The organism is Salana multivorans, from assembly GCF_003751805.1.
Lineage (GTDB): Bacteria > Actinomycetota > Actinomycetes > Actinomycetales > Beutenbergiaceae > Salana > Salana multivorans.
The window spans coordinates 984,506-1,011,153 of the sequence record NZ_RKHQ01000001.1; the positions used below are offsets into that span (position 1 = coordinate 984,506).

At 71.2% G+C, this 26,648-nt stretch carries 19 protein-coding genes; 8 read left to right on the forward strand and 11 right to left on the reverse strand.

From position 1 onward, the window contains the following. Nucleotides 1-26: 26 nt before the first annotated feature. The 4 genes from EDD28_RS04510 to EDD28_RS04525 form a co-directional block, all read right to left on the reverse strand. Nucleotides 27-542: a VOC family protein gene (locus tag EDD28_RS04510; RefSeq protein ID WP_123738520.1), complete on the reverse strand. Its 516-nt coding sequence runs from the start codon at nucleotides 540-542 to the stop codon at nucleotides 27-29. Between the two features lie 52 nt (nucleotides 543-594). Beyond that, entirely contained in the window at nucleotides 595-1,410 is an 816-nt protein-coding gene (locus EDD28_RS04515) for a carbohydrate ABC transporter permease (protein WP_123738521.1), read from the reverse strand. Between the two features lie 14 nt (nucleotides 1,411-1,424). Next, nucleotides 1,425-2,318, reverse strand: a complete 894-nt coding sequence (locus EDD28_RS04520) for a carbohydrate ABC transporter permease (RefSeq protein ID WP_123738522.1) — start codon at nucleotides 2,316-2,318, stop codon at nucleotides 1,425-1,427. Between the two features lie 70 nt (nucleotides 2,319-2,388). After that, nucleotides 2,389-3,738 (reverse strand): ABC transporter substrate-binding protein, encoded by a 1,350-nt coding sequence (locus EDD28_RS04525; RefSeq protein ID WP_123738523.1) that lies wholly within the window; start codon nucleotides 3,736-3,738, stop codon nucleotides 2,389-2,391. A gap of 215 nt (nucleotides 3,739-3,953) precedes the next feature. On the opposite strand from EDD28_RS04525, the gene EDD28_RS04530 reads away from it, so the two are divergent. Next, the gene (locus EDD28_RS04530) at nucleotides 3,954-4,907 is read left to right on the forward strand and encodes a sugar-binding transcriptional regulator (protein ID WP_170169356.1); all 954 of its coding nucleotides are present in this window, start codon (nucleotides 3,954-3,956) and stop codon (nucleotides 4,905-4,907) included. 292 nt (nucleotides 4,908-5,199) lie between these two features. Here the strand turns inward: EDD28_RS04530 and EDD28_RS04535 are convergent, their stop codons facing one another. The 4 genes from EDD28_RS04535 to EDD28_RS04550 form a co-directional block, all read right to left on the reverse strand. Beyond that, complete coding sequence (locus tag EDD28_RS04535) at nucleotides 5,200-6,462, reverse strand: Dyp-type peroxidase (protein ID WP_123738525.1); 1,263 nt, start codon at nucleotides 6,460-6,462, stop codon at nucleotides 5,200-5,202. 9 nt (nucleotides 6,463-6,471) lie between these two features. Then, nucleotides 6,472-7,080 (reverse strand): copper chaperone PCu(A)C, encoded by a 609-nt coding sequence (locus EDD28_RS04540; RefSeq protein WP_123738526.1) that lies wholly within the window; start codon nucleotides 7,078-7,080, stop codon nucleotides 6,472-6,474. 26 nt (nucleotides 7,081-7,106) lie between these two features. Then, complete coding sequence (locus EDD28_RS04545; RefSeq protein ID WP_123738527.1) at nucleotides 7,107-7,703, reverse strand: copper resistance CopC family protein; 597 nt, start codon at nucleotides 7,701-7,703, stop codon at nucleotides 7,107-7,109. Nucleotides 7,704-7,783: 80 nt separating this feature from the next. Beyond that, a complete protein-coding gene (locus tag EDD28_RS04550) occupies nucleotides 7,784-8,434 on the reverse strand; it encodes a hypothetical protein (protein ID WP_148059546.1) in 651 nt (216 codons plus the stop codon). Nucleotides 8,435-8,853: 419 nt separating this feature from the next. Between EDD28_RS04550 and EDD28_RS04555 the strand changes: the two genes are divergently transcribed. From EDD28_RS04555 to EDD28_RS04580, 6 genes are all read left to right on the forward strand, one after another. Beyond that, a complete protein-coding gene (locus tag EDD28_RS04555) occupies nucleotides 8,854-9,948 on the forward strand; it encodes a uroporphyrinogen decarboxylase family protein (RefSeq protein WP_123738529.1) in 1,095 nt (364 codons plus the stop codon). 84 nt (nucleotides 9,949-10,032) lie between these two features. Further along, on the forward strand, nucleotides 10,033-10,461 hold the full coding sequence (locus EDD28_RS04560; RefSeq protein WP_123738530.1) for a thioredoxin family protein: 429 nt from the start codon (nucleotides 10,033-10,035) through the stop codon (nucleotides 10,459-10,461). A 40-nt stretch (nucleotides 10,462-10,501) separates the two neighbouring features. Beyond that, nucleotides 10,502-10,987, forward strand: a complete 486-nt coding sequence (locus EDD28_RS04565) for a DUF4395 domain-containing protein (RefSeq protein WP_123738531.1) — start codon at nucleotides 10,502-10,504, stop codon at nucleotides 10,985-10,987. A gap of 290 nt (nucleotides 10,988-11,277) precedes the next feature. Continuing rightward, complete coding sequence (locus EDD28_RS04570; RefSeq protein ID WP_148059547.1) at nucleotides 11,278-13,866, forward strand: helix-turn-helix transcriptional regulator; 2,589 nt, start codon at nucleotides 11,278-11,280, stop codon at nucleotides 13,864-13,866. Nucleotides 13,867-14,256: 390 nt separating this feature from the next. After that, entirely contained in the window at nucleotides 14,257-18,267 is a 4,011-nt protein-coding gene (locus tag EDD28_RS04575; protein WP_123738533.1) for an SdrD B-like domain-containing protein, read from the forward strand. Between the two features lie 419 nt (nucleotides 18,268-18,686). Next, nucleotides 18,687-21,590: a rhamnogalacturonan lyase gene (locus EDD28_RS04580; protein ID WP_211339113.1), complete on the forward strand. Its 2,904-nt coding sequence runs from the start codon at nucleotides 18,687-18,689 to the stop codon at nucleotides 21,588-21,590. 548 nt (nucleotides 21,591-22,138) lie between these two features. Here EDD28_RS04580 and EDD28_RS04590 read toward each other — a convergent pair. From EDD28_RS04590 to EDD28_RS04600, 3 genes are all read right to left on the reverse strand, one after another. After that, nucleotides 22,139-22,990: a hypothetical protein gene (locus EDD28_RS04590; protein ID WP_123738535.1), complete on the reverse strand. Its 852-nt coding sequence runs from the start codon at nucleotides 22,988-22,990 to the stop codon at nucleotides 22,139-22,141. A 191-nt stretch (nucleotides 22,991-23,181) separates the two neighbouring features. Then, a complete protein-coding gene (locus tag EDD28_RS04595; RefSeq protein WP_123738536.1) occupies nucleotides 23,182-24,177 on the reverse strand; it encodes an SDR family NAD(P)-dependent oxidoreductase in 996 nt (331 codons plus the stop codon). 53 nt (nucleotides 24,178-24,230) lie between these two features. Further along, entirely contained in the window at nucleotides 24,231-25,874 is a 1,644-nt protein-coding gene (locus tag EDD28_RS04600) for an FAD-binding protein (protein ID WP_123738537.1), read from the reverse strand. Nucleotides 25,875-25,966: 92 nt separating this feature from the next. Here EDD28_RS04600 and EDD28_RS04605 point away from each other — a divergent pair, with 92 nt between their 5' ends. Further along, nucleotides 25,967-26,638 carry a TetR/AcrR family transcriptional regulator gene (locus EDD28_RS04605; RefSeq protein ID WP_123738538.1) on the forward strand — a complete coding sequence of 224 codons (672 nt, stop codon included), beginning with the start codon at nucleotides 25,967-25,969 and terminating at the stop codon, nucleotides 26,636-26,638. The last annotated feature ends 10 nt before the right edge of the window (nucleotides 26,639-26,648 follow it).

Here is a 26,648-nt window from a genome sequence, read left to right on the forward strand (position 1 = left end):
ACGGATCCGTGCGGTGTGGAGGTGGTTCACGAGTCCCGCGGCCCCCAGGGGTCGAGGCGGCCAGTAGCCGGGTCTCGCCACAGCGGGCTCCCGTCGTCCATGACGTTGGGGTGGTCGAGAGGGGCGACGAACTCGACGCGCACTCGACTCGTGGTCCGCGGTTCGGTGAAGAAGAGAAGGGGCTCGCCCTGGGGATTGCGATCCACCCCGTTCACGGTGACACCGAGCTGCGCCAAGCGCTCGATCTCATCGTCAAGCTCCAGGATCTCCGTGAAGGCGAGATGATGGACCCCGGCCTGGGCAAGCGAGTGGGTGCCCTCCCCGGTCGCCTCGAGCAGCTCGATGTGCGGGGCCCCCTCGACGGAGAACGACAAGCGGGCGTCGTGAAAGTGCGGCGTAGGGTCGCTGTCGTCGACGTAGTGCGTGCTGCGGTAGCGATGAATAGGGCCGAACGTGTAGCCGGTGATGGCGGACCACAGCTCGATCGCACCTTCGAGGTCGGGGACGAGAATTCCGATGTGGTGAATCAGGCGGGCGGACATGCGTCGCTCCTGTCGTACTGTCAGGCGTAGGGATGGGCGCGGGCCGGTCGCGTCACTTGACGGCGCCGGCGAGGCCGTTGACGAGGTACTTCTGCGCGAACAAGAACGTGATGATGATCGGGATCGACACCACGATGAGGATTGCGAACAGCGCACCCACCTGCGTGAAGTGCTCTCCGCGGTAGACCAGCGGAATCAGGGTGAGGGGCTTGATGTTCTTGTCGACCAGCGCGACCAGCGGAAGAAGGAAGTCGTTCCAGGACAACATCAGCTGCCAGATGACGACGACAGCGATGGAGGGTCGTGCGAGCGGGAGGTATACGCGCCAGAACATCTGCCACTTGTTCGCCCCGTCCATCACCGCCGCATCGCGCGTCTCGCTCGGGACGGCGAGGAACGACGTGCGGATCACGATGATTCCGAACGGCAGCCCGATCGCCGTGTAGACGAGCGAGACCCCTAGTGTCGTGTCGTAGAGACCAAGGAGCTGGAGAACCTGGAAGGTTGCGACGACGATACTTGACATGGGCAGGACGAGCGCGAGCGTCAGGACCCCGAAGATCAAGGCCTTGAGCGGGACGTCGAGCAGCGCCAGCGCGTAAGCCGCCATAGCGCCGAGGAACACGACGAGGAGGACCGAGGGGACGGCGATGAGCGCGCTGTTCAGGAGGTATCGAAAGATGGGGTTCTGCTCGAACACGAGCTCAAAGTTCGACAGCGACGGGTTCACCGGAAGGATGCCGAAGAAGAAGGTGGATGGATCGTTCGTCGGCTTGAGGGCGAGCCCAAGGACGAGAACCAGCGGAATCATCCACACGATCGTGATCGGCACGAGCGCCAGGTGGAGAAGATTGACGCGGGCTGACATGCGTCGTCGTGCTCTCACTTCTTTTCTCCTGTCAGGAAGCCGGCCCCGAACACTCTGGTCATGAGAAGTGCCGCACCGACCGCGATCACGAGGAGTGCGACGGAGATGGCTGAGGCATAACCGACCTCGTGGACCTGGAACCCCTGCTTGAACGCGTAGGTCGGCAGCATCTCGGTCGCATGGAACGGCCCGCCGCTGGTCATGACGTAGATCAGCTCGAACGTCTTGAGCGATCCGATGATCCCAAGCAGCAGAAGAGTCAGGTGTGTCGTCCTGAGCAACGGGAAGGTGATGCGAGTGGTGCGCTGCAAGAAGGAGGCGCCATCGATCTTGGCCGCTTCGAACAAGGAGTGATCAATTAGCTGGAGGCCGGCGAGGTAGAAGAGCATCGACATGCCCGTGAACATCCAGATGTTGACCGCCATGACAGCGAACAGGGCGGTGTCCGGATCACCTAGGAAGTTCAGCTGGAGAGAGTCGAAGCCGAGCGCCCGCGCGACGGTGGCGAAGGTGCCGTGGTTCGGGTCAAGGATCTGCGACCACACGATGCCGACGACCACGGGCGAGAGAACCGCAGGGATGAACAGCAGTGCTCGGTACACGTTGCGGAAGCGCAGCGGCTGGTCGAGCATGAGGGCGAAGGCCAGTCCGATGAGGGCCTGCGGGACGATCGTCAGCGGGATCCACAGCGCTGAGTTGACGAGCGTCTTTCGGAAGACCGGGTCTCGCAGCAGCTCGCCATAGTTGCCCAACCCGACGAACGTTCCGTCGGAGGCGCCGTTCCACTGGAGGGTGCTGGCCTGGAGGTTGTAGAAGATGGGGTACGCGACGAAGACGGCGAAGAGGATCAGCGCCGGGAGGACGAAGGCGAACGAGGCTAGTCGGTCACGCAGGGTGACACGTGTCATGGAGAGCTCCTCACTGGTGTCGACAACCGCCGGACGGGGGTGTTTCGTCCGCCCGTCCGGCGGGCCGGTGTCACAGCGTGTCGTAGACCTTCTGGACGGACTCGGCCGCTTCCGCGGGCGTCATCGATCCGGCGGCGACGGCGGCGAGGGCATCCGCGACAGCGGTCTCGATCTTGGGCTCCTTGAAGTACCGGGAGTACTTGACCTCGGGCAGCCACTCGTCTGCCATCAGGCGGTAGATGTCGCGCTGCTTGTCCGACGTGAACGCCTCGGGCTCCATGCCCTTGACGGCGGGGAGGTCGAAGAGCGTGTTGATCAGCACCTGGCCACCATCACCCGCGATCCAGTCAGTGATCAGGTCGCACGCCTGCTCCTGGTTCGTCGAGCTCTTCGCGATGCCGAACAGGAACTCGGCGCCTCCGACGAACTGGGGCTCGTCAGCGCCTCCGGGAATGGTGGGGAAGAGGAACGGCTCGTATCCCTCCATCCCTCGCGACAGGGGCGCGATGGTGTCCTGGTCGGCCGTCGGGTCGGACTGCTGGATCCACTGTGATCCGAGCGGGAGGAAGAGCGCGTCTCCGGCCTCGAACATGCCGACGGCGTCGGGGTAGGGCGCCAGCGCGTTGGCGCCGGGCTGAGCGATCCCGTCGGTGAAGAGCTTCTGCCAGTACTCGAAGGCCTGGACCAGCGCCGGGTCGGTCCACGGCACCTCGCCGTCCTCGGCCTGGTAGACGGTTCCGGGAGAGATGTTGTTCGCCAGCTCGAGGTAGATCGAGGTGTTGAGCCAGTACTCCTTGGCGCCGAGGAGGAACGGCGTGAAGCCCTTGCCCGCATAGGTCGGCGTGACTGCCTCGAGCTCGGCCCACGTTGCCGGGATGGTCGCACCCTCCTGCTCCATGATCTCCGAGTTGGCCCAGATGTTCATGATCTGGGAGAGCACCGGGAGCCCGTAGTAGTTGTCGTCGCCCTCGGGGTTGCCGAGTCGCGCCTGATCGAGTGCGATCGGGTGGAACTTGTCCTCCCAGTCCTCACCCCAGACCCTGACGGCACAGTCGTTCAGCGGGAGGAGGTGGTCGCGGTACTGCTGCGTCTGGGCCCCGGGCATGAGCCCCACGACGTCGGACATCGTGCTGGAGGTCACCCGCGCCGCCAGATCGACCCAGTAGTCGGGCCCTCCCATGGTCGTCGCGTCCACGGTGACGCCCTCGTGGCCCGCCTCGAAGGCGTCGATCATTCCGCCGAGGGCGGGGTCGATCGGTGCCCAGCTCCTGAAGGTGACCGTGGTCGCGCCGCCGGACCCGCCGGCCTGGGATCCGGTGGCGTCGGTCGCGGCCGGCCGAGCCGTCCCGGCGCAGCCGGCGACCAGGCTCGCAGCCGCCACCACGGCCCCTGCTGCGACCCAGGTGTGACGTCGGTTCATTCCTCTGCTCCTTTGCATCTGGACCTGCACACGCTCAAGTGAGCGCGTGCAGTGATCATGTGTCGATTCGTGGACAGTGCGCTCATGCGTCCATGCGGTACGCTCTTATGAGCAGGCTGCGGTTCTGGGATTCGCGAGCATCCGTCAACTACTACCGCGCCTCGTTCACGAGTGAAGCAGTGGCCCATCGACTACGGCAAGTCTATGCTTCACATATGAGCACCCCTCCTCGACGGGATGCGGCACCTGCCCGCTCCCACGACGACACCCTTCTGGCCGTCGCCCAGCGCTACTACTTCGCTCAAAACAGCATGGTGGCAATCGCTGACGAGCTCGGGATCTCACGCTTCCGAGTCGCACGACTACTGGAGGAGGCCGAGCGGCGAGGGGCGGTCAGGATCACGCTGCACCGCCCGACCGAAGTGAAGAACGACGCGGCCGCCCACCTCAGGGCGCGGTACGGGCTTCGCCACGCCGTCGTGGTGAGCGGCGGACACCTCACCGAGGCGCAACAGCGCAGTGCGCTCGGCCGAGCGGGCGCCACACTCCTGCAGAGCCTGCTGGCTGACGGCGACGTCCTCGGCGTCGGCTGGGGTAGGGCCGTCGAGGCGGTCGCCGACATGTCCGGGACCCTTCCGCGGTGCAAGGTCGTCCAGCTCTCGGGGATCACGGGACACCCCAACAGCAACTCGATGGAGCTGGTGCGCCGGTTCTCCACCCTCACGGGCGGCGATGCATACCCGCTGTATGCGCCCCTGCTCAGCCCCAACGCCGCCACCGCCGCCAGCCTCCGCGAGTCCGACGGGATCGCCGAGACCTTCGCTCTCTTCCGCGAGGTCTCCGTCGCGATCGTGGCCATCGGCAGCTGGAATCCCCCGAACTCCCAGCTCCACACGGTCGTCTCCCCCGCGACACGCGAGATCCTCACCGCCGCCGGTCTGCAGTCGGAGATCGGCGGCGTCTTCCTCGACGCCGAGGGCCAGGAGATCCAGACCTCTCTCTCCGACCAGATCATGAGCATCTCCGCAGAGGAACTTGCCCAGGTCCCCACGGTCATCGCCGTAGCCGGGGGCGCCTCAAAGGCGTGCTCGATCCGCGCCGCCCTCAAGGGCGGCTACATCAACGCCCTCGTCACCGACCAGGCAGCCGCACGCCACCTCCTCACCTAGGCCCCAGCGCGGACCGCCGCTCGCGTCTCCGGCCACGCACCACCTCAGAGTCCGTTCGGGCCGCGCCTCGCGGCGACCGGACTCGAGACCAGTGCACGTGGGCGCAGGGTCGCCGCACCGAATCGACTCGTCGCCACGCCGAGCTCCCGTCGGACGCATCCCTGAGCTCGTGGGCTGGCGTGCGCGCTGACTCCGGTTGCTCCGCTCTCGTCTGCTCTCTGGTCGTCGTTCCCCGCCCTCCACGGACGAGGCTGCCCGTCTCCAGCGAGGTCTCCGAGTCCCACGATCCGGTTCAGCGCCCTAGGAGGGTCTGGCCGACAAAGCCGTCGGCGGTGAACCCGGGAGGGATGGCGAAGACGGCTGATCCGATCGGCGTGGTCCACTCGTTGAGCAGGTCGAGCTCGTCAAGGCGTCGCTGGACCGGGGCGAACTGGGCCAGCGGGTCTGCCTGGAAGGCCGTGAAGATCAGTCCCGAGCGGGATGTCTCGCCGGGGCCGGGGGGATCGTCGTAGTTGTACGCGCGGCGGTAGAAGCGCTGGCCGGTATCGGCCGATCGGGCACGGCGGATGTGCGCCTCCATCGGGATCACCGGGAAGCCGATGCCATCGCGCGCGGCGAAGTCCGGTTCGTCGTGCTCGCCGTCCCCGGTCAGGGGCGCACCGTCGGCGAGCCGGCGACCGACGGCCTGCTCCCGCCCGTCCCGACCGAGCAGGTCCCAGCGCTCGAGGTCCATCGCGATCCGCCGGATCACCAGGCTCGTCCCGCCGGTCAACCAGCCCTCACGGATCCAGACAAGGTCGTCGAAGTCGGCCGTCGACGGCGCGGGGTTCACGGTGCCGTCGACCTGGCCGAACAGGTTGCGCATCGTCGCCCCGTCGGGGCGGGCACCGTAGGCGTGGCGGAAGCCGTGCTGCTGCCACCGGATGGTGGCGAACGCCCGTGCGTTCTTCAGGAGCATCCGGGTCGCGTGGGTCACCGTGACGGGATCGTCCGAGGCGACCTCCAGCAGGAGGTCGCCGTCGGACCACTGCGGCAGCAGCCGGTCGACGCCGAAGGCCGGGAGCGGCGCCAGCCACCCCGGCACGGGGGCACCGGCGCGCTGCACCAGCCGCGGCCCGAACCCGAGCGTGACGGTGAGTCTCGACGGCGTCAGCGCGAGCTCCGGCTCCATGTCGGCCAGGGCGGCCCGACCCGAGGTGAGCCGTTCGATGTCCGAGCTGAGGATGCGCAGCAGGCGCCGGAGCGCGTCCGCATCGACCTCGTCGCGCAGGTCGAGGGAGGTGAAGGTCGAACGGGCCTGTGGTGCGACCGTCACCCCGGCCTGGTGCTCGCCGTGGCAGGGCACGACGGCGCTACCGCGCAGACCGGTGATGTCCTGCGCGGGCGGGGCCGACGAGGTGTCCGAAGACGACGGGGGGCGGGCGGCGTTGTCGAGACCGAGGGCGAGCGCGGCGCCCCAGCCGGCGACGGCTCCTCCGATGAGGAGCTGTCGCCGACTGGGTCCTGCCGCGTCACCCGAGCCGTTCCGTGCGGAACTCCTGGGTGCGCGTGTCATCGGGAGCCGTCAGTGCTCGGCGTGGTCGTCTTCGTGCATGTCCATGCCGTCCATCTCTCCGCCGACGTACTCCTCGTCGGCGCCCGCGAACTCACGTGCCTGGACGGTCACCGAGTAGGTGGACCCATCGGCCAGATCGAGGGTCAGGTCGACGTCGTCACCGGGAGCGACCGGAGTCGTCAGGTCCATGAACATGAGGTGGTTGCCGCCGGGCTCGAGAACGAACGTGCCCCCGGCCGGCACGGTGAACGAGTCGACCTGTTGCATCTTCATGGCACCGTCCACCACGACGGTCTCGTGCAGCTGCATCTGCGAGGAGACCGGGGAGGAGACGCCGACCACCGCGAGGTCGGAGTCGGTGGGGTTCTCCAGAACACCGAAGGCGGCGCTCATCCCCGAGTCGGCCGCCTTGACCCAGCCGTCCACCAGGGTGAGGCCAGCGAGCTGGGTGGACTCGGCGGACTCCCCGCCGGTGGTGTCGGTGTCGACCGGCGAGGCCGTCGACGTCGCCGCCTGGGCGGTGCCGGTGTCCGAGCCGGACGCGCAGGCCGCGAGGGTCAGCGCGAGGAGTCCGGTGCCGAGCACCGCGGCCACGCGGTTCAGCGTGAAGGTCGTCATGGGTGGTTCTCCAGTGTCAAGAAGGTTCAGTTCGGGTGAGAGCGCCGATCGCGGCGCAGCGACGCGAGCCGACCGACCATCCACCACAGCACCAGCGCTCCGACCGCTCCCGCGGCCGCGATCCCCAGCACGCGCCCGACGCCCTGCCCGGCGACACGGTCCTCGGCCCCGGGCGACGGCGCCGGTGGCGCCGACGGGGCCGAGTCCGTCGAGGGTTGCGCCGCCGAGGCCGGCGGAGAGCCGTCGGCACCCGGACGGGGACCGACGTCCCCGACCGTGAACGGGATCAGGCCGGAGATCGGGTGACCGTCGGAGGACACGACACGCCACCGGACGTCGTAGAACCCCTCGGTGAGATCCGCGAGGTCGACGACGGCATCGTTGCCCGAGAGGGACAACCCGGTCGCGTGATCGACGCCGTCGAGATCGGTCACCATGACCGTGGTGCCGATCTCCAGCGGCTCGGCGGACATCGTCAGCACCACCTGGGTCGGCGGTTCGTCGAGCACCTCTCCTGCCAGAGGAACGGAGGAGACGAGCTCGTCATGGCCATGGGCAACGGGGGCGACCAGCACGAGCGCAAGCGCGAGCATCCCGGCCGCCACCCAGCGACGCGTGGGCATCAGGGCATCCTCGGAGCGCGGGCGAGAACGCCCGCAGGGGTGGAAGAGAGCCGCACCGGTGTCCCGGCACGGATGATCGGTCAGGCAGCCAGCCCCAGCGGGGGTGCGCGGCCCGGGACCACCCGGGTCAGGAGCAGCAGTCGGAGGACATCGACCGGCGCGCACACGACCACACGCGGGCCCTCGCCTGGTTCGACGAGCAACGGCGTGGCGGGCAAGACCGCGGCGACGGCGGCCCGGCCGAACGCCACCAGCCACCGCACGAGCACCTCACCGCGATGCAGCACGAGGGCCGTGACGATCGCGGCCACCAGGTGCATCGACCACATCCGCACGTCACCGTGCAGCATCGAGTGCTCGACTCCACCACCGTGCGAGGCGCGGTCGACCACCGCCGCGATCTCCGCGGCACCCTCGGCGCCGCCGTGGTGATGTCCGCCCGGGATGGCCGAGATCACGGCGGCCGATCCCGTAGCCACCGCACCGAGAGAGAAGGAGACGTGGAACACGACCTGCGCCAGACAGGCCGCCGCCATCGTCGTCAGCAACCGGGGACTGCGCGACATCATCGCGCTGGCACCGACGCAGGACAGGATCAACGGCACGAGCAGCCCGAGCGGGCCGGGAGCCGCTCCACCTCCAGCCAGGTGGAAACCGAGCGCCAACGCGGTCGACGCGGTCGCGGCACCCACCCCGCGCAGCACCCGCACCCGGCCATCCACAACCGACATCCTGACACACCGTCAGAGCGCCGTATCTGGACACCCGGGGACGTTCACCGACGAGGGCGGAAGCTCGCACCTCAGCCGGAGATCGCGAGAAGGGGCTCGTCCGCGGCGCCTCCCTACCCCTCCGACGGGAGCGCCCTCACACCACGGCACTCATGACCTCCGACGTGTACGACAACCTCATGCAGGGACCCAACGTCGAGCGGGCGAGAGGCGACCGCGGCATGGCCGAGATCCTCACCCACGCAGTGTTCTGCGCCTGCGGGCCCAGGCAGTCCACGCAGGCTTGCGTCTCCTCGTCAGCGCGGAGGCTCCGGGACCAAGGTCCCACGAATCCGTCTCACTCCGCGGTTGATCCACGGCACGCGCCCCGCCCGGCCGCCCAAGGCGGTCCGCTGGAGTTCCCGACGAACGGAGCCCCCATGTCCAGCACGACTCACGTCAGCACGACGACCGCGACGACCCCCCGCGCCGACGCCGCGTCCGCCCGCCGCACGCGCTTCGGCGACGTGCTCGCCGGTCGCACACCCGACCGCATCCCGGTGACCGCCTGGCAGCACCACATCCCCGCCGAGTCCGACGTGGTGGCGCTCGCCGACGCCATCGCCGCCGAGGTCACCCGGTACGGCTGGGACTGGGTCAAGGTCAACCCGCGCGCCACCTACCTGCCCGAGGCGTTCGGCAACGTCTACGACCTCTCCGACTACGACGGCGTCCTCCCGCGGGCCTCCCGCGTGCTCCTGCACTCGGTCGCCGACCTCCACCTCGTCCGGGCCACGACGACGGCGCACTCGCTCACCGAGCACGTGCGGCTCATCGAGCTCCTGCGCGAACGCCTCCCGGCCCACCCGCTGCTGCCGACCGTCTTCTCGCCGCTCTCGGTGCTGCTGGCGCTCGCCGGCGTGCCGTCGTACGCCACTGCCCTGCCCACCGACGAGCCGGGAGTCTCGGACGGCACCGCGACACGGCTGCCGGTCGACCTTCTTGCGCAATGGGTCGCCGACGACTCCGAGGCCGTGCACGCCGCGCTGCAAGCGATCGCTGACACGCTCGTCGACTACCTCGCCGCGACCACGCTCGCGGGCGCCGACGGCGTCTTCTACGCCGTCACGGGCACCGCGAACCCCGCGATCACGACACCCGAGCTGTTCGCCGAGCTCTCGACGCCGTACGACGACGCCGTGCTCGGCTCCGTCAGCGGGTGGCGCGTGCTGCACACGTGCGGCGCCCACGCCGACCCGGCACGGTTCGACCGCGCCGGCGTCGACGCGATCCACTGGGACGCCACGGCCGACGGCAACCCCCACCCCGGTGAGATCTTCCTGCGTGCCGCGATCGTCGGCGGGTACTCGCACGAGGCTGCCGGACGGGGGGATCTCGACGTCGTGACCGCCCAGGTGCGCGACGCGCTGACGAGCCCGGCGCCCTTCCTGCTCGCGCCGTCGTGCTCCGTCCCGCCCACGGTGCCCGCCGGGGTCTACGAGGCGGTCGCCGCCCTGAGCGGCACCGCCGGGTAAACGACGTCCCGCCGCCGTGGTCCAACCCGTGAGACGCGGGCCGGACCCCGGCGCCGTGGGGGTCGGCGGACCTACCGTCACGACGTGGACACCGAGACCGTGCTGGGAGTCGCGACGCTCGCATCGCTCCTCGCGCTCGCGACCGTCGTCGGGCTGCTGCTCCGGCGTCGCGACGGACGCCGACGCGCGGTCGGCACCGGGGCGGACGCGCCGGGGCTGGGCGAGCTCGTCCCAGGGCACGAGCTCGGCGCCGACCCGGTCGTCGTGCAGCTGTCCGCGGCGGTGTGCGCTCCCTGCCGAGCGACGGCGCGCGTCTGGGAGAGCGTCGCCGCAGCCGGTCAGCACGTCGAGCTCGACGTCGAGGAGAACCTCGCGATCGTCGCCCGGCTCCACGTCTGGAGGACGCCGACCTCGTTCGTCTTCGCGCCGGACGGCTCGCTCGTCGCCCGGATCGACGGTGTCCCGACGCGACAGCAGGCGCGCGAGGCGCTGTCCAGCGCCGCCCCCGGCTGACCGTCCCCCGCCCCGCACGTCACCCACCCAGGAGGAACCCGTGTCCCAGTCATCCCAGGAGACCCGCCCCGTCGCGGGCCTCGACCCGCGCGGACCACGCGTCGGTGCCGCGCTCACGGCGGTGCTGCTCGCGGTCGTCCTCGTCGTCCAGGGACTCGCGACGGATCGCAGGCCGGTCGCGCTGATCGTGCTGGCCGTGGTCGTCGCCGGATTCGCCCTGGGTGCGGCCGGCGGCGTCGGCCGCACCTGGCAGAGCGCGGTCTACCGGTCGCTCGTCGCGCCGAGGCTCTCCCCGCCGCGCGAGCTGGAGGATCCTCGCCCCCCGACGTTCGCGCAGCTCGTGGGTCTCGTCATCACCGCCGCCGGCCTGCTGCTCGGGGTGGTGGGTGTCCCCTACGCGGTGCTCGTCGCCGCAGCGCTCGCCTTCGTCGCCGCGTTCCTCAACGCCGCGTTCGGCCTCTGCCTCGGCTGCGAGCTCTACACGGTCCTCGTCAGGCTCCGGGGCAGGACCCGGCCGGCCGGCTGAGCGCCGACCGCGACGGGCGCCGGAGCCCGACGGACCGCGTCCCGGGTGTCCCGCGTCGGCCCGGTGGGGGACACGGGGGTAGGTGGACCGGGTAGGTGTGGCGGGCGGGACGGGTCGCCACCGACCGGCTGTGGTTCGCTAGTCCGCGAGGGATCTTGATTGACGGGGGAACGGCGCAGGCGCCTGCGTGGCAGCAGGCTGCCGCGCTCATCCGGGTGGTCGCGTTCCCGGTGAGGTCGGTCCGCCGAGAGTAGGGTGTGGTGATCCCCGTCCGTCGAGTAGGTGACGTCGTGACGCCTGTCCGTCGTGCCGACCTGGTGGAGCGCATCGACGCTCCGTTCGGCCTCGTCGTCGTCGAGGCCGTCCCGGGAGCCGGCAAGCGAACGCTGCTGACCCAGTGGGCGCGGCAGGGCCAGGGACGGGTGTTCGCCACGGGCGTCCAGGCCGTCCGCACACCGGCCGAGCTCCTCGCCCACACCGTCTGGGCGATCCAGCGGGCCGCGGAGCGTGACGGCCTCCCCTTCCCCTCCGCGCTGCGGGAGCCGGCGGCCCCCGCCGACGTGACGGAGCTGGTCGACGTCCTCACCGGCATGCTGCACCTCCTCCCCTGGCTGCGGGTCGTCGCCTTCGACGAGCTCACCGAGATCCGGCCGGGACTCGTCGTCGAGATCTTCGACCGGGTGCGTCGGGAGCATCCATCGCTCAGACTCGTCCTCGCGACGGTCGACGGCACCGAGCACATGGCGGCGGCCCGTCGCCGCGGCATCCCCGTGTCGCTGCTGCGCGACGAGGACGTCCGGCTCACCGCGGAGGAGACGCGCGAGTACGTGCGGACGGCGATCCCCGGGACGTCGGACGAGGCGGCGGCGCGGCTGTGGCAGGCGTCCGCCGGGTTCGGCCAGCTGGTCGTCGCGGCGGTCCGCGAGATGCCGGAGCGGGTGGCCGCCGGCGACGTCGAGCCCGCCGACCTCGTGCCGATGTGGCGCTCGTGGCGCATCGCGCGGCGTCGCCCGGCTGCCGGTTCCTCGTTCGAGCGCGCGGTCGCGCGGCTGTGCGCCCTCCCCCGGTTCACCGTCCGTCAGGCCCGCGAGATCGTCGGGACGCCCCAGGTCGATCAGGTCCTGGAGCGCATGGAGCGGAGCTCCTTCATCACGCGCGAGGCCCGCTGGGACTGCGGCAGCGACCTCTTCACCTGGCACGGCGGGCTGCGGCGGCTGCTGGACGAGCAGGCGCGCGACACGCTGACCGGACGCCAGGTCGAGGCCCGCCTCGAGCGCATGCTCGAGGTTGCGCGCGCCACCCATGACTGGCCCCTCGCCCTCCTCGCCCTGCTGGAGCTGCGCCGCGGCGAGGAGGCGGAGACCCTCGCCGTGCAGCGGCTGTGGGAGCTGCTGACATGCGACGACCTCGATCTCGCGCCCGCGCTGCGACTGCTGCGGCGCGACCAGCTCGCCTCCTCGCCGACCCTGCGCCTGCTGGAGCTGGTCATGGGGCGCCGGGGCGTTCCGCTCTCCTCCCGCGACGACGCGCTCGTTCCGCCGGTGCTGCTGCGCTGGCGCCGGGAGATCTCCTCGCTGGAGCCCCGGGCGCGGCTGGCACGACTGGCGCCGCTCGCCCATCAGGCCAGCAGCTCGGGCGCGCTCGACCTGGCCGACGAGCTGCTCACCCGGTGGCTGGAGATCGCGGACGACATCGGTGAGCACCTCCTCGCCCATCCCGACGCCGAGGTCGTCTCCGCCGCGCTCATCGCGCTCCAGGTGCTCATCCAGCTAGACCGGTACACCGAGGCCCATGCCGCGCACCGGCTGGCGCGCGCGATCCTGGCGGCCGACGGGCGCGGCGACTGCGACCCGTCGGGCGGCCGCCAGGCGGAGCTGGCGAAGGCGCGCGCGCTGCTGGCCTGGCTCGACGGCTCGCCGTACCGGCCGTCGGGTTCCGATCCGATCGATCTCGTCCTTCCCACGAGCCGGCGCTCGTTCGACATCGTCGTGCGCGCGACCTCACGGGTGCTCGAGGCGCTGGACGCCGGAGACCTCGACCAGGCTCGCCGTCTCTCCGCCGGCGCGCTCTCCCAGGTGAGCGACCCCGTGCGGTGGCCGGTGCTGCTGCTCGTCCACGTGCTCGTGCTGCTCATGCGGGGCGAGCGCGCCGAGCTGGAGCACCTGGAGGGGCGGTACCTGGGAGAGGAGTGGCGTCGGCGGCACGAGAGCCCCGGAAGGCGCGTGCGCCCGATCGCCACTCTCGTCCGGGTGCTCCTGGACTACGTCGCCGGCCGGGAGATCTCGCCCGACCTGGAGGCGGCCGTGCGCTCGGCGCGGCTGCTGTCGGACGACACCGAGAGCCCGTTCGGTCAGTTCCTCGTGTCGCTGGTCGCGACGCTGCGCGGCGAGAGCATCAGCGTCGCGCGGCTGGACTGGGTCGGTCGCGGGAACGTCCGCGTCCGGGACGCCGCGCTCCTGCTCGAGGCTCTCCGCGCGGTCAAGTCGGGGGAGGACGGTCTGGCCCGCGTGGCGCTGCGGACGCTGGGGCTCGAGCCCAGCGGCGTCGCTCCCCTTGCCCTCGCGGCCGGCACGCCGGCCGAGCGCGAGGAGGTGATCCGGCTGGCGGCGGAGGTCATGCCCCCGAGCGAGGTGGCGCGGCTGAAGCTCTCGCGCGCCTACGTCGGCGTCTCGCCGGACCGGTGGCCGAGCCTCGAGCTCTCGGAGCGTGAGCACGAGCTGCTCGCACTGATTCGCGACGACCGCAGCAACGCCGACATCGCGCGGGAGCTCTTCGTGAGCGTCAACACGGTGAAGTTCCACCGCACGAACCTCTATCGCAAGCTCGGAGCGAGGAACCGGAGCGACGTGCTCGCGGCGGCGCTGCGGTTCGGTCTGTAGCGTCCGCCCGTCTCTGCTCGTCACCCCCCGTCTCCGTCCGTGACGTGATGCTCGTCACGGTTCCTCCCCGTCCTCGTGACCCGCGCGCGACGCTCCCGCGCGCCTGCGCGGCCTCGCCGACATGCCGAGCCGTCCCAGATCGATGTGAACGATCTCATCCCGTCGTCGTGGAGGCACGGTCCGGGCGACCGAGGAGACGGCGCCACCACCGATCCACCCCGGGTGGGGTGGCCGGGTAGGTTTCCGCGCCGCCCGGTCGGACGCGCCGAAGCTCGGCCTAGCGTCGCTGGCGGACCGTTGCGCGGCGTCGGGGGGCTTCGTAGCCCTCCGGTCGTGCCCGCGAACGGCACGGGGGCGCGCCAGGGGGGTGCGCCGATGAGGGGAGACAGAGTGTCATACGAACGCATCCGTACGAGGGAGCGCGCCGGACGCGCGCGCGGGACGGCCGGGCTCCTCCGGCGCGGCGTCGCGGGCGTCCTCGCCGCACTGCTGAGCCTGGCGACCATCGCCGGCCTCGCGATGCCGGCAGCCGCCGCGGGGGGCCAGGTGACGGTGAAGCCTCCGACCGCGGGGTCGAGCCACGACGGCAAGCCCGTGTTCGAGGCGGGCAGGCCGTACGTCCTGGAGGTCGGCTACGGGTCGATGGACGACGGCGCGGTCGCCGTCGTCGAGGTGCCGGACGGCGTGGTCGTCGATCCCGCCTCACTGGTCGTGCCGCCGGGCAACACGGCCGTCGCGAGCCTCGACCTCGACGAGGCGGGCAACGTCGTCATCACCTTCAACGACCCCTTCCCCGCCGACACCAACCAGGGCGGGTTGCAGCTCAAGTTCGCGTTCGAGAACGTCGTGAGCTCCCAGGAGCGCGAGATCACCTGGGTCGCCGGGCCGAACTCCGTCCCGATGACGGTCATCGTGATCACCGAGGGCGACCAGCCGAAGAACGTCACGAAGCACGAGGGCAAGTCGGGCGGCGCGTGGCTGGGCGTGTCGGTCGTCGACGGCGCGGTGGTCTTCCCCTCGGACGTCCTGACCCGGACGTTCGGCTACACCCTGACGGTCAACAGCTCCGAGGCGCGCACCGTCGACGTCACCGACGCCCTCCCCGATGGCATGGTCCTCACCGGCGACCTGACCGGGAGCAAGACGGTGCGCGACGCCGCGGGGCTGAACGCGACGACGAGCGATCTCGGCGCACTGGCGGAGCTCTCCGGCTCCTCCTTCGCCTACTCGTTCGACGCCGAGGCGAACTCCGAGTACACCTTCGCCTACAAGGCGAGGATCGCCGACCAGACAGCTCTCGACACCATCGCGTCCGCGATCCTCGAGAAGCACCGTGAGGCCGCCGCGCAGGCGGCCGAGACCGGCAACAAGGTCGACTACACGTACCGGCTCACCAACGGCGCCGTCATCGACGGCACGACGGCCCGGGCCGACGTCACGTTCAGCGGCAGCATCGCCGCCGAACCGCGCCCGAACGTCGGGGGCGCCGCCAGCAAGAGCTCGACCGGCGTCGGGAACCCCCAGGAGATCGTGCTGGCCGACGACGGCGTCACGCTCGCCGAGCCGGTGCCGGTGACCTACCGGATCCGCGCGAACCTCACGACCTTCGGCGACTACGTCGACCACCCGAAGTACGGGCTCGCGCAGAACGTCGTCATCGACGACGTCCTGCCCGCCACGACGCGTTGGCTCCCCGAGTCGGACGGCTTCATCTCGCTCGCCGACGAGGCGGCCGAGCCCGCGCGCACCATCGAGCTCACCCGGGTCGAGGTCGCGGACGACGTCACGGCCGAGGAGTTCGCCGACGACCAGTACGTCGGCAGCTACGCCGTCGTCGGCAACCGGCTCCTCGTGAACGTCGGACGGGACGTCACCCAGAACCTCCTCGTCCAGGCCGCAGCCGAGATCGTCTCGGTCGAGGGCGTGCCGACCACCCCCGCCTCACAGCTCGCGCCGACCGAGGCCACGAGGTGGAACGGCCCCACCAACACCGCGACGCTCCGCTTCGTCCAGACGAACGGCGCCGTCACGACGCCTCGGCCCTCGACCGGGCACACGCTGGTGACGCTCAAGGACCCGAGCGAGGGCATCGACGACCGGACGAAGTTCGACAAGTCGACGGGCGAGGGCACGATCGTCGCCAAGCCCGGCGAGGTGCTCCTGGTTCCCTTCACGTTCGAGGTCGGCGACGGCGTCGGTGACGCGCTCAAGTCGCGGATCGTCGACACCATCGACCACTCGGTCTTCGACGTGACCGAGGAGACGCTCGCCGCGATCAAGGACTCCATCGAGGGGACCTACGCCTGGACCTATCCGATCGACGGGGACGGCATCGAGGTGACCCTGGAGGGCGACGACCTCGTCTTCACCCCGATCGCCGGTTCCTTCCCGAAGGACCGGGACGAGTGGAACCCGGCGCCGACCGGCGAGCTGACGCAGCGCTTCGTCTTCACGGTCGACATCCCGACCAAGCCGGTGGCAGGGAAGAAGAGCTTCGACGTCGTCAACTCGGCGATCTACGCCGGCGAGGACCGGGAGGTCGTCTACACGAGCGAGACGGTCGCCAGCGCGAGCACGTTCGGCGACGAGATGGAGGTCCGCAAGACCGTCGCCCCCGCCGACGCCGATGCGCGCGAGGCGTTCGACGCCAACCTCCGCGTCGAGGTCGCCACGGACGAGGACGGCACGACGACGCTGGTGAACGACAGGTTCGTCTACCGGGTCGAGCTCATCCCGCACGGCACCTTCAGCTCGATGTTCTTCGACGTGGTCGACGTCCTTCCGGACGAGGTCTCCTTCGACGGCTTCGTCGACCCGTCGACGCTCGGCTCCGGCGAGGTCGTCGCGGGCGACTCGTACCGCATCCCGGGTGCCGCCGGCTTCACCGCTACCTACGACGACGGAACGGTCACGATCCCCGCGGGCACGTTCAGCAACGGGCAGCCGGTCGAGCTGTTCTTCCAGGTGACGCTGACCGAGTTCGACGAGAACGTCGCCGTCGACAACGTCATCGGCGGCTCGCACGCGACGATCATCCCGGGCAACGACTACCCGCTGGCCGTGTCGAAGGTCGATGCGGACGACCCGCAGGCGTCGCTCTCGGGCGGTGTCTTCGAGGTCCGGTCGGGAACGGAGGTCCTCCATGCCGACCTCCACGTCGTCGAGGGCCGGCTTCTCACCCAGGACGGCCGCGTGCCGACCGTGACGGAGCCGGGCACCTACCAGGTGGTGGAGGTCAGGGCCCCGGCCGGCTACGTCAAGGGTGAGATCGACACGTTCGACATCACGGTCGTCGACGGCGGTGGTGTCGCAGCGCTCGAGATCGTCAACCGCAAGGGCGAGAGCCCGCAGCCGGACCCGAGCGTCTCCGTCGGCGACCTGGTCTGGTTCGACGAGGACGGCGACGGCCTCCAGACTCCCGGCGAGCCCGGGATCCCCGGCGTCGTCCTCGAGCTCGTCGGGCCGGACGGCGAGCCGGTGCGGCACGTCGACGGCTCGCCGGTCGAGCCGACCACCACGGACGGCGACGGTGGCTACACCTTCGACGACCTCCCCGTGCTGGAGGAGGGACAGTCCTACACCGTCCGGATCGTGCGGGACCATCCCTCGACCGTGACGGCGCTGGAGCCCTACGTCCCCACCGTCGAGACGGATGGCGAGCGGGGCCGGGACTCCTCCACCTGGGAGGCGTCGTCCGACGGCCTGACGAACGACGGCGAGCGCGACGACACCCTCGACTTCGGGTTCGTCCTGCGGCCCGTGCCGCCCGCGACCTACGCGATCGGCGACTACGTGTGGATCGACGCGGACCGCGACGGCCTCCAGGGCCCCTCCGAGCAGCCCCTGGCCGGCGTGACGGTCACCCTGTTCGCGGTCTCGCAGGACGGCACGCGGACCAGGGTCACGAGCACCGCGACCGATGCCGCCGGCCGGTACCTGTTCGACGAGCTGTCGGCCGGCGTCTACCAGGTCGAGTTCGTCCTCACGGACCAGCAGGCGAAGCTCTACGGCTTCACCTCGCCGGACGCGGACGGTCACGGCCGGAACTCGGACGCCGACCCGATCTCCGGCCTGACGCGCGAGATCGTGCTGGACGACACGAACACGTCGCTCACCACCGACTACGACCGTGAGGTCAGGGCCTCGCGCGGGATCGACCCGACGTGGGACGCCGGGGTGATCCTTCTGGACCCAGCTCCGACGCCGAACCCGAGCGGTGAGCCGACGCCCAGCGGCGAGCCGACGCCCAGCGGTGAGCCGACGCCGAGCGCGTCGGGCACACCGGGACAGGGCGACGACCTGTCCAGCACGGGCGCCCCGGTGCTCGGGGCGATCGTGGTCGCTGCGCTCGCGCTGCTGCTCGGCGCTGGTCTCGTCGTGCGCCGGTTCCGCACGACCTGACCCGGTCCACCGGCCACGTCCCCCACCGGGCCGGTGTGCGTCGACGCCAGTCGTCGACGCACGGTCCGACCCGCCGGGATGCCTCCCGGCGGGTCGGGCCCCTCTGCCGGTGGGGGCCGGGACTCCTGCCGTCACGAGTCCCGGCCCCCACCGGTTCTCCGTCTCTGCGAGCGGCCGCGGCGGGGTCGCACCGGGAGGACGTCGTGACGCCCGACCCCACCCCCGGGCGGCCACATCTCGCCCGGCGGACGTCGACCTCGCGCGATTGAATCGTTTGACAGCCCACCCACCCGGTTGATTGAATCGTTCCACTGCGGGGGCGTGGCGCGTCATGGGTGACGTCGAGTCGCCCGATCGGAGCTCTCTGCCGGGGACGCCTCCCGTCCTCCTGACGACACCGCAGAAGGAGACATGACGCAATGACGCATCGACCAGTCCGACGCCGAGCAGCAGCGGGGGGCGGGGTGCTCGCCGCGAGCGCGGCGCTGGCCGTGGCAGCTCTCGCAGCCCCGGGGTTCGCCGCCCCGGCGACCGCGGCCCCGACCACCGACGACGGCTCCCAGACCCCGATCCAGCTCGAGCGACTCGACCGCGGCGTCGTCGCCGTGGCGGGAGCCGAGGGGGTGACCCTCACCTGGCGCCTGCTGGCGGACGAGGTCACGGAGGCCTCGACGACGTCGCTGACCGGGCCGCTCTTCGTCGTCGAGCGCGACGGCGTCGAGATCGCGCGGACGACCGCGACCAACGCCGCCGACCCCGGCGGCACGCCCGAGTCCACCTACGTGGTGCGGACGGTGGTGGACGGACGCGAGGTCGGCGCGAGCACGGTCGTGCCGTGGGCGCAGGACCACCTCGACATCCCGCTCAACAAGCCGGCCGGCGGCGTGACACCGGCGGGAGAGGCGTACACCTACAGCGCCAACGACGTCAGCGTCGCCGACCTCGACGGGGACGGCAGCTACGAGTACGTCGTCAAGTGGGACCCGTCCAACTCCAAGGACGTGTCCCAGGTCGGCTACACCGGCAGCACGTACCTGGACGCCTACACGCTCGAGGGGCGGCAGCTCTGGCGGATCGACCTCGGCGTCAACATCCGCTCGGGGGCGCACTACACGCAGTTCCCGGTCATGGACTTCGACGGGGACGGAACCGCCGAGCTCATGGTCAAGACGGCACCGGGAACCTCCATCACCCGGTACGACGAGACCGGAGCGGTCGTGTCGTCCTCGACGATCACGATGCCGGCGCAGGACGTCGCCGCCGGCTACTCCCACGACGACGACTACCGGCTCTCCGCCGGGGACTACTACGAGCACCTCGTGACGGTGTTCCGCGGCTGGTCCGAGCGCGACGAGGTCGTCTCGGGACAGTGGCCCGCGACGCTCGAGGAGGCCTTCGGGATCGAGCCGACCCACTCCTACCCGCTGTCGGACGCCGACGCCCGCGAGCTCGTCGACCACTTCATGGACGTCTACGCGCCGGCCCGCAGCTCCCGCAACGCGCTGCGAGCGTTCGAGGGCTTCATCGTCGACGGCCCGGAGTACCTCACCGTCGTCTCGGGCGACGGCCGCGAGCTCCAGACGATCCACTACAAGCCGGAGCGCGGCGACGACGGCCTGCTGTGGGGCGACTACGCCATGGCGAGGATCGAGCCGGGCAACCGCGTCGACCGCTTCCTGGCCGGGGCCGCCTACCTCGACGGCGAGCACCCCTCAGCCGTCTTCGCCCGCGGCTACTACACCAGGACGACGCTCGTTGCCTACGACTGGGACGGGGAGCAGCTCGTCGAGCGCTGGTACGTCGACTCCGGGCACGCCCCGCTGACCAACCCGTTCAACGACGGCCCGCACGGCCGCGACGGGACCGACCCGGTCTACGGGACGATCACCACCCAGGGCTTCCACTCGCTCTCGTTCGCCGACGTCGACGGCGACGGCCGCCACGAGGTGGTCTACGGCTCCGCGACGCTCGACGACGACGGGTCGCTCCTCTACTCCTCGTTCGACGTCATGCCCGAGGAGAGCGCGGACCCGGGCACCCTCACCCGGCTCGGGCACGGGGACGCGATGCACGTGACCGACATCGACCCCGACCGTCCCGGGCTGGAGATCTTCACCGTGCACGAGGGCGGCACGTGGGCGCCCTACGGCTACGCGCTGCGCGACGCCGCGACCGGCGAGGTCATCCACGGCGAGTACTCCGGCCGGGACACCGGTCGCGGCATGATCGGTGACGTCCTGCCGGGCGTCCGCGGGATGGAGATGTGGGCGTCGATGCCCGCCGGGTCGGACGCCAGCGGGATCCTCGGCGTCGACGGCACCCGGCTCGCCGCCACCTCGCCGGGGACCAACATGTCGGTCCGCTGGTCCGGCGACGGCACGACCCAGATCGTCAACGGGGCGATCGACTCGTCCGGCAACCCCGTGACCCCGACGATCGACGACTGGACCCGCGGCACGCTCCGGACCCTCTCGGGCACCGCGACGAACAACGGGACCAAGGGCAACCCCGGCCTGGTCGCCGACGTGATCGGCGACTGGCGCGAGGAGGTCCTGGTCCGCACGCTCGACTCGACCGCGCTGCGGATCTTCACCTCGACCGAGCCGACGGAGCGCACCATGTACACGCTCATGCACGACCCGCAGTACCGCGTGGAGACGGCGCGTCAGCAGACGACGTACAACCAGCCCGCCTACCCGGGCTTCTACCTGGCCTCCGACACGGACTTCACCCAGGTGCCGGTGCCCAGCTCCACGGACCAGGCCGCCCTCGAGGTCGAGCTCTCCGCGGTGGGCGAGCCCGAGGTCGTCCGCCGGGGCGAGACGGTGGAGATCCTCGCCACCGTCCGCAACGTCGGCTCCGTCCCGCTCACCGACCCCGTCGTCGACGTCATCGATGACGACGCGGTCCCGGCCTGCGACGCCACCGAGATCGACCCGGGGGATGCCGCCACCTGCACCGTGCTGAGCCGTGTCGTCACGGACGAGGACGTCGCCGCCGGCAGCATCGAGATCACCGTCTCCGGGTGGGCGGCGGCGCCGGTCGGCGTCGCGGCCGCGGACTCCGCGCGAGCGAGCATCGTCCTCGCCGTCGCACCGGCCGAGACCGCCTCGCCCACGCCGACGCCCACGCCGAGCGAGCCGGTCTCGCCCGGCCCGAGCGAGACGGTGACGACGCCCGCACCCTCGCCCTCGTCGTCGTCCACCTCCGACGGGTCGCTCTCCGACACGGGTGCCGACGTCCTGCGGACGGCGCTCGCGGCACTCGCGCTCCTCGGAGCCGGCGCCGCCGGCCTCGCCTGGCGCCGGCGCACGGCGGGCTGACCCGCCGCGGTCCCGCGTCGCTCGACGCGGGACCCGCATCGAGCGGCGCAGGAGCCCCTCCCCGGTTCGCCGGGGAGGGGCTCCCGCGTTGCGGGGCCGGGCACCGCCACCCGGCCAGAGACCAGCGCCGAGAGGTCCGCCCCGACGTAGGCCGCAGCGTCGACCGACTCCCGGAGCCTCCGCGGCGACCGACCAACGGCGTCTCCTGGGCGTCCCTGACCGGATGGCTATCACACGGCTGGCCCTCTGCTCCTGGTTCGCCGAGGAGATCGCTGCGGCACGAGAGAGCAGCGACTCAGCCCCCGGAGGGCCTCGAAAGGCGCGCCGCCGGCGCCGGCCAGGAGCGTCGTCTCATCGCGAGACGGAGCGCCCCCCGGCGGACGAGGCTCTGGACCGGTCCCGGAGGTAGGTCACGATTGCGGTCACTACGCCGAACGTGAGCGCGAACGCAATCCGGCTGCCGTCGATCCCTCTCGACAAGAGCGCCCAGACCCCGAGGATCACCGCGGCAGCAACTGCGCCGGTCAGGGCACTCCGGACCACACGCTTCAGCATGACACCGGCTTCCATCCAACCAGCTGCAGGTTGCTCGGCGGGAGCGGGATGTACCGCAGCTCGGTGCACTGCTTCTTGTCGCGGGCCTGCTTGAAGGCGTTGTGCACGCTGACAGCACTGTCGTACGAGATGACAGCACAGGCCGCGGCGGCCACTGCGTGCGGAATGGCCGCACAGATGATCGACGAATACTTGGCCTTATCGGCGAACCAGGAGTTCGCGATCGTCTTCGACTCCGACTTGGTGAACGTCACATAGACGCCCCAGCCAAGCGAGACCGTCGGATCCGCCACGACCGGATAGACCGTGTCCGGCGACGGGACGACGACCTGAACAAGGTTGCCGCCATCCACGACGTAGAAGGTCTCGACCGTCTGCCCGTCGGCGGCCACGGCCCAGGGAGCGGCAACCTCACCGACCACCTCGTCGACTCCTCCGCTGGTTCGTACGAGTGCGATGCCTCGCTCCCCGTCAACAGCCTTGACGTCACCGCCGAACTCGTACGTGAAACGGTGCACGGCCCCGGGCGAGCCGATGACTGTTTGAACACGAACCGCACCGTCGGCCAGAGGCTCTACCACGACATCAGGACTGGTGGGTGAGTCAGCGAGATAGACCACCGAACCACTCTCCGACACCACTGCGTCCTTCACCTGCGCCTCCGCTGGCAGAGATACCTGTATCGCACTCTCGCTCGCCCTGCTGTGGTTCAGCTGAATGCTCCCGCCCGAGGACGAAGGCGCGATGATCGCGACGGAGGATGCCATGGTCGAGAGATCCTCCGACCCCATCGCGACTGCCTCCGTCGAGTCGACAGGCAAGGCGTCCTGGGTGATCTCTACCACGCGGTCCACGCTATCGCGCTGCTCGGAATCCGCAGCCGCGGGCGCGACCGCTACGCCGACCAACGCCGTCGCGAGAAGTAATGCAGTACATGGTCGGGACTTCATCGTGCGGCCTCCCTGTGGCTCGTATACGGGAGAACGTTACGAGGCGAGCAACCGGTTTTCTCTGGGACCAAGGTCCGCCCAGCCGATCAGGCGGCCGACCACCCGCCGTCCGACGGCAGGATCGCGCCGTTGACGTTGACGGAGTCCTCGCTCAGGAGGAAGCAGATCGACGCGGCCAGCGCCTCGGGCAGCGCCGGAGCCGGCGCGGTCCCGTGGAACGGCCGCAGCCGCGCCATCCCGGCCTCGTTCGTCCCGGGGATCGCCATGCCCGTCGCTACCCCGCCGGGCGCCACGGCGTTGACCCGCAGCCCCGCCGGCCCGTACATCGTCGCGGCGCTGCGGGTGAGCCCGACGAGCGCGTGCTTGGACGTCGTGTACGCGGTCCCGGCCGCCGCGCCGCGCAGCCCCGCCTCCGACGTCACGTTGACGACGGTCCCGCCGCCGGCCGCCACCATCCCGGGGATGAGCGCGCGCATGAGCCGGAACGGCCCGGTCACGTTGACGGCCATGACCCGCTCCCACATCGCGTCGCTCACCTCGGCCACCGGCGCGAAGTCGTCCATGATGCCGGCGACGTTGCCGAGCCCGTGCACCCGCTCGCCGGCGGCGGCGACGATCGCGGCGATGCCGTCGTCGCTCGTGACGTCGGCCGCGACGGGCACGATCGCCTCGCCGAGGTCGGCGACCAGCGCGTCGAGCCGCTCGGCCGAGATGTCGACGGCGACGACGCGGGCGCCCTCACGCACGAGCCGCGACGTGGTCGCCCGGCCGATGCCGCTCGCGGCGCCCGTGACGACCACCGTCCGCCCCGCGAACCGGCCCGGGGTGATGACCTCGACCCAGCCGGTCGGCTCCTCGTCCTCGGGGATCACGCCGCCGTTCGCCCGGCGGACGAGATCGTCGACCGCCTCCTGCGGCATCCTCCCCTGGCTCATGACGACGAGCTGCTGCAGCGGGAGCCCGTGCACCGGGGCGAGGCTCTCCGCGTCGGCGCCCCCGGCGGCGAGGAGCCCGCGCAGGAGCTCACCACCCGTCGGGTCGTCGAGCCACTCCTTGATCGTGCTGCCGGCCGTGAGCGCCATCGCCCTCTCCTCTCGTGACGCCGACGTCGATGTCGGCTGGTTGACACTGACCGCTACGGCCGGGCGGCGCGCGCCATGTGTCGCGCGCCCCGGAGCCCGAACACCGCAGCCGGCGCGATGGTCGAGCCCGGCCCCGGGTACGTGCGACCCATGACCGAGGCCGACGTGTTGCCGGCGGCGTAGAGACCATCGATGACCCCGCCGTCCTCGCGCAGGGCGCGGGCGTCCGCGTCGGTGACGACGCCGCCCTTCGTCCCGAGGTCGCCGAGCACGACGCGGTAGGCGGTGAACGGCCCGCGCTCCACCGGGCCGAGGTTGGGGTTGGGGTGCACGGTCGGGTCGCCGTAGTACCGGTCGTACGCGGAGTTGCCGCGGCCGAGGTCGCCGTCGACGCCGGAGCGCGCGAAGCCGTTGAACCGCTCGACGCTCTCCCGCAGCGTCGTCGCGTCGACGTCGATCCGACGGGCCAGCTCGGTGAGCGTCCGCGCCTCGACGACGATCCCGGCCGCGCGCATCGCCTTCATCGCCCGCGGGTCCATGGCGAACGTGCGCAGGTACCGCCGGCTGAACCGGGCGTCGGTGAGGAGCCAGTAGGGGCCGGCGCCGCCGTCGAGCTCGAGCATGTGGTGGCCGAGGTCGACGTAGGACTCGGACTCGTTGGCGAACCGCCGGCCCCGCGCGTCGACCATGAGCGAGTACGGCATGGACCGCTCGCCGACGATGAACGCGGGGTGGCCGCCCGGCGGCGGCGCGAGCGAGGCGCCCCACCACGCGTCGTCCATCAGCTCGAGCGCGGCGCCGACCTCCCGCGCCGCCTCGATCGGGTGCCCGAGGTTGCCGGGGTTGCCGGACGGCTCCCCGTCGACGCCCTGGTACCGCCGACGCCACTCGCGGTTCGCCTCGAAGCCGCCGCCCGCGAGCATGACGCCGCGGCGCGCCGCCACCTCGACCTCCACCCCGTCGCGCGTCACGCGGACGCCGGTGACGCGGCCGTCGTCGTCGGTCACGAGCGACGTCAGCGGCGACCCGAGCCACAGCTCGACCCCGCGGTCGACGACGACCGCCTTGCAGAACGCCGTCGCCCACGCGTTGCCGATGCCGACGAGGCGCTTGCCGGTGACGACGCCACCGAGGATCCGGCCGACCACCCGCGCGCCGCGGACCATGCCGCTCGGGGTGGACCACGCGCGGCCGAGCAGCCACACGTCGTTCGTCATCGCCGGCAGCGGCAGGGCGCCGCGCAGGGTCTCCCACCACTCACCGAGGATCTTCGAGTCGAGCGGGGCGACCTCGATGGCGCGGCCGATCTTCCCGCCGGGGAGCTCGGGGTAGTAGTCCGGGTAGTCGGTCGCGCGCGCGAACCGCACGCCGAACCGCTCGGCCGTCGTGACGAAGTCCTCGACGCCGTCGACGAACGCCTCCCTGCGCTCGCGGCTCGCCGCTCGCCCGACGTCGCCGACGGTCGCCTCCAGGTAGGCGAGGGCCTCCTCGCGGGAGTCGCCGACGCCGTCGCGGCGCATGAGCGGGTTGTCGGGCAGCCACATCCCGCCGCCGGACATGGCGGTGCTGCCACCCCACCGGTCCGTCGACTCGACCATGAGGACGGACAGGCCCTCGTCGACGGCACCCATGGCCGTCGCGAAGGCGGCACCGCCGCTGCCGATGACGACGACGTCGTACTCCTGCCGTTCGGACATGCCGGGTCTCCTCCCGCGCCGCAGGGATCACCTGCCGGAATGGTCACCCTAGAACCAAACCGGACAACCCTGTCCGGTTCTAGGCTTCCAGCATGCCTCGCGACGCCGCGCCCCGGTCAGGGCCGAAGGTCCCGGCCTCGGGCGAGCCCACGTCCCGCGGCCGTCCGTCGGACGGCCCCACCGCGAACCGTGGACCCGCGGCGGCCGCGGCGAACCGCGCGGCGATCCTCGCGGCCGCCCAGCGCCTGTTCGCCAGCGAGGGGTTCCTCGTGCCGCTCAGCGCGATCGCGCGCGAGGCCGGTGTCGGCCAGGGCGTGCTGTACCGGCACTTCCGCGGGCGGACGGACCTGGCGGACGCCGTGTTCGAGGACAACCTCGTGGCGCTGGAGGAGACCGCGGCGAGCGCGGGGCCGGGGGTGTTCGCCGCGCTGTGGCGCGAGCTGCTGGAGCACACGGTGACGGCGTCCGCCTTCGTCGAGCTGGTGCTCCAGACGCGGCACGCGGCGGTCCCGCACGACCGGTCGCGCGACGGCTCGCACGCCGTCCCGCACGACGTCCCGCACGACGGGGCGCGGCGGCTCGCCGACCTCGTCGGGGTCGCGCTGGCCCGATCCAGGGCGGCCGGCGAGCTGGACGCCGACCTCACGACCGACGACGTGCTGCTCGCCTGGCGGATGGCGTTCGGGATCGTGACGACGGCACCGACGCCCGAGCAGGCGCGCGCGGACCTCGCCGCGGCGCGCCTGCTCGGGATGGCCCCGTAGCCGGAGCCTC

Coding starts and splice junctions, on each gene's coding strand:
- EDD28_RS04510 (WP_123738520.1), bottom strand. CDS start 542: ATGTCCGCCCGCCTGATTCACCACATCGGAATTCTCGTCCCCGACCTC.
- EDD28_RS04515 (WP_123738521.1), bottom strand. CDS start 1,410: ATGTCAGCCCGCGTCAATCTTCTCCACCTGGCGCTCGTGCCGATCACG.
- EDD28_RS04520 (WP_123738522.1), bottom strand. CDS start 2,318: ATGACACGTGTCACCCTGCGTGACCGACTAGCCTCGTTCGCCTTCGTC.
- EDD28_RS04525 (WP_123738523.1), bottom strand. CDS start 3,738: ATGAACCGACGTCACACCTGGGTCGCAGCAGGGGCCGTGGTGGCGGCT.
- EDD28_RS04530 (WP_170169356.1), top strand. CDS start 3,954: ATGAGCACCCCTCCTCGACGGGATGCGGCACCTGCCCGCTCCCACGAC.
- EDD28_RS04535 (WP_123738525.1), bottom strand. CDS start 6,462: ATGACACGCGCACCCAGGAGTTCCGCACGGAACGGCTCGGGTGACGCG.
- EDD28_RS04540 (WP_123738526.1), bottom strand. CDS start 7,080: ATGACGACCTTCACGCTGAACCGCGTGGCCGCGGTGCTCGGCACCGGA.
- EDD28_RS04545 (WP_123738527.1), bottom strand. CDS start 7,703: ATGCCCACGCGTCGCTGGGTGGCGGCCGGGATGCTCGCGCTTGCGCTC.
- EDD28_RS04550 (WP_148059546.1), bottom strand. CDS start 8,434: ATGTCGGTTGTGGATGGCCGGGTGCGGGTGCTGCGCGGGGTGGGTGCC.
- EDD28_RS04555 (WP_123738529.1), top strand. CDS start 8,854: ATGTCCAGCACGACTCACGTCAGCACGACGACCGCGACGACCCCCCGC.
- EDD28_RS04580 (WP_211339113.1), top strand. CDS start 18,687: ATGACGCATCGACCAGTCCGACGCCGAGCAGCAGCGGGGGGCGGGGTG.
- EDD28_RS04595 (WP_123738536.1), bottom strand. CDS start 24,177: ATGGCGCTCACGGCCGGCAGCACGATCAAGGAGTGGCTCGACGACCCG.
- EDD28_RS04600 (WP_123738537.1), bottom strand. CDS start 25,874: ATGTCCGAACGGCAGGAGTACGACGTCGTCGTCATCGGCAGCGGCGGT.
- EDD28_RS04605 (WP_123738538.1), top strand. CDS start 25,967: ATGCCTCGCGACGCCGCGCCCCGGTCAGGGCCGAAGGTCCCGGCCTCG.